The sequence below is a fragment of the Streptomyces sp. UNOB3_S3 genome (assembly GCF_020740895.1).
GTDB lineage: Bacteria > Actinomycetota > Actinomycetes > Streptomycetales > Streptomycetaceae > Streptomyces.
The window spans coordinates 1-2,818 of record NZ_JAILXP010000590.1 but is presented as its reverse complement, the minus strand read 5'-3'; the positions used below and the strand labels follow the sequence as shown (position 1 = coordinate 2,818).

The 2,818-nt window shown below is 73.4% G+C and carries 2 protein-coding genes and 1 pseudogene; 2 read left to right on the top strand and 1 reads right to left on the bottom strand.

The genetic code is table 11. The features are described from left to right. Both K6I33_RS36705 and rbsK read left to right on the top strand, forming a co-directional pair. Window positions 1-1,421 (top strand): annotated as a pseudogene (locus K6I33_RS36705) (substrate-binding domain-containing protein); the annotation flags it as partial. Between the two features lie 10 nt (window positions 1,422-1,431). Beyond that, window positions 1,432-2,352, top strand: a complete 921-nt coding sequence (rbsK, locus tag K6I33_RS34005; protein WP_229358664.1) for a ribokinase — start codon at window positions 1,432-1,434, stop codon at window positions 2,350-2,352. 90 nt (window positions 2,353-2,442) lie between these two features. Here rbsK and K6I33_RS34000 read toward each other — a convergent pair. Further along, window positions 2,443-2,818 (bottom strand): hypothetical protein (locus tag K6I33_RS34000; RefSeq protein ID WP_229358663.1); only part of this gene is annotated, 376 nt, incomplete at its 5' end.

Genomic DNA, 2,818 nt, shown 5'->3' with positions numbered 1-2,818 from the left:
CCCATCGCCTTCCCACCCTCCCTCGGCCACCTCGGCGACACCCTGGGCGGCCGGCTGCCAGTGCCCGTCCTGGTGATGGCCGCGGCAGCCCTCCTGACAACGCTGATCCTGACGCGCACATACACGGGCCGGGCGATGTTCGCGATCGGCGGCAACGAGGAGGCGGCCCGGCTGTCCGGCATCGACGTACGCCGCCGCAAACTCGCCGTCTACGCCCTCTCCGGGCTCTTCGCCGCCGTGGCGGGCGTCGTCCTGGCCGCCCGGCTCACCTCGGCCCAGCCCCAGGCGGCCGCGGGGTACGAACTGGACGCGATCGCCGCGGTCGTGATCGGCGGGGCGAGCCTGTCGGGCGGCTCCGGCAAGGCGTCCGGAACGCTCGTCGGCGCGCTGATCCTGGCGGTGCTGCGCAACGGCCTCAACCTGCTGAGCGTGTCGGCGTTCTGGCAGCAGGTGGCCACGGGCGCGGTGATCGCGATGGCGGTGCTGCTGGACACGCTGCGCCGCAGGAGCACGCGATGAGGGGCCGAAGGAGCGTCCTCGCAGCCACCGCTCTCCTGGCGGCCACCACCCTGACGGGCTGCGCCCGAGGGGGCGGCACGGACCTGGGCCTGGCCCTGTCCACGATGAACAACCCCTTCTTCGTGGGCATCAAGGAAGGCGCGCGGGCCGAGGCGAAGGCACGCGGCCTGAAGATCAACATCACGGACGCCCAGAACGACCCCGTCCAGCAGGTCAATCAGATGGAGACGTTCACCAGCCAGAACGTCAAGGCCGCCGTGATCAACCCGGTGGACTCCGACGCCGCCGTCCCGGCCGTGGGCGTGGCGAACCGGGCCAAGGTGCCGGTGATCTCCATCGACCGGGGCGTCAACGGCGGCACGGTCGGCTCGACCATCGCGTCCGACAACGTCGAGGGCGGCCGCCAGGCGGCGAAGGCCCTGGCCGAAGCGCTGGGAGGCCGGGGCAAGGTGGCGTTCCTGGAGGGCCGGCCGGGCACATCGGCGGCCCGGGAACGCGCCAAGGGCTTCGAGACGGGCATCAGGACATACCCGGGCATCGAGGTCGTGGCCCGCCAGCCGGCCGACTTCGACCGGACCAAGGGCATGGACGTGATGGCCAACATGCTCCAGGCGCACCGCGACATCACGGGGGTGTTCGCGGCCAACGACGAGATGGCCCTGGGCGCCGCGAAGGCCCTGGGACATAGGAACGTCAAGATCGTGGCCTTCGACGGCACCCCGGACGGCGTCCGGGCCGTACGCGACGGAACACTGACGGCGACGGTCGCCCAGCAGCCGAGGCTGCTGGGCGAACAGGCGGTGGAGTGGGCGGTCAGGGCCGCGCACGGCGAACGGCTGCCGGACCGGGTGAAGGTCCCGGTGGTGCTGGTGACCCGCGGAAACGCGGCGGACTTCGAATGACGGTGACGAGATGAGCGACAGACACACCTACGACTACGACGTCCTGGTGATCGGCTCGGCCAACGCGGACCTGACCGTCCGCGTGGCCCGCCGCCCGGGCGCGGGCGAGACCGTGCTGGGCACCGACCTGGTGGAGTCCGCGGGCGGCAAGGGCGCCAACCAGGCAGCGGCGGCCGCCAGACTCGGCGCCCGTACGGCGCTACTGGCCCGGGTCGGGGACGACGCGTTCGGGCAACTGCTGCTGGAGGCCCAGCACGCGGCGGGCACGGAACTGCGGCACGTACTGGTCGAGAAGGGCGCCCGGACCGGCACCGCGATGATCGTCGTAGGGCCGGACGGGGACAACACCATCGTGGTCTCCCCCGGCGCCAACGCCCGCCTCTCCCCCGCCGACGTACGGGCCGCACGGGAGGTCGTGGCGGCCTCGGCGGTGGTCTCGCTCCAACTGGAGATCGCCCCGGAGACGGTACGAACGGCGGTGGAAACAGCGGCGGAGACCGGAGCAAGGATCGTCCTCAACCCGTCCCCGACACCGGAAACCCTGGACACGCGCCTACTGACAGCGGCCGACCCACTGGTGGTCAACGAACACGAGGCCAGACTCCTGTCGGGCCTGACGGACGGCACCCCGACGGACCAGGCCCAGGCCCTGCGCGAAAGGGGCGCCCGCTCAGTAGTGATCACGCTGGGCGCCGAGGGTGCGCTGGTCCTGGCCACGGACGCCAACGAGCCAGCACATATCCCCGGCGTGCCCGTCAAAGTCGTGGACACCACGGGCGCGGGCGACGCCTTCACCGGCGCCCTGGCCCTGCGCCTGGCCCGGGGCGCATCGCTGGAGGACGCGGCGCGCTTCGCGGTCAGAGTGGGCGCGGCATCGGTAACCCGCCCGGGAGCCCAGCCCTCGTATCCGACGGCGGAGGACCTGGCGTAGGGAAGACGGCGGGGAGCCGGGACCGGTGGGATGGGCCCTGGGAGGGGCCTGGGCCCGTCCCGCCGGGCCCGGCGGCACCGGACCGACAAGCTAAGCCCGCCGCCCCTGACGCGGCACCAGACCGATCGCCTCCGGCGCCTCCGCCGCGCACTCCGCCAGCGCCAGGATCTCCGCCGAGGCCCGGCCCACACCACCGGCGTCCTCCACCCGCAGGAACGCGACCCGGGCAGCCGAGAGGTACCGCCCCGCGCGTCCGGTCCGGCGCAGCATCCGGCACAGCCGCCCCAGCGCCAGCGACCCCTCGCCGGTCAGCGACAGATCACCGAGCGCCTCGCCCACACCCAGCGCGTCCGCGAACGCCCCCTCCGCCTCGTCGAAGAGCCCGTCCGTCAGCAGCGCCTCCCCCACCTCCAGCAGCGCCCACGCGGCCGCCGCGCGCCGCGCGTGGAGCCGGGCGGCCTCGCCC

What these genes read in the sequence shown, in the direction of transcription:
- rbsK (WP_229358664.1), top strand. Translation starts at nt 1,432, where the DNA reads ATGAGCGACAGACACACCTACGACTACGACGTCCTGGTGATCGGCTCG.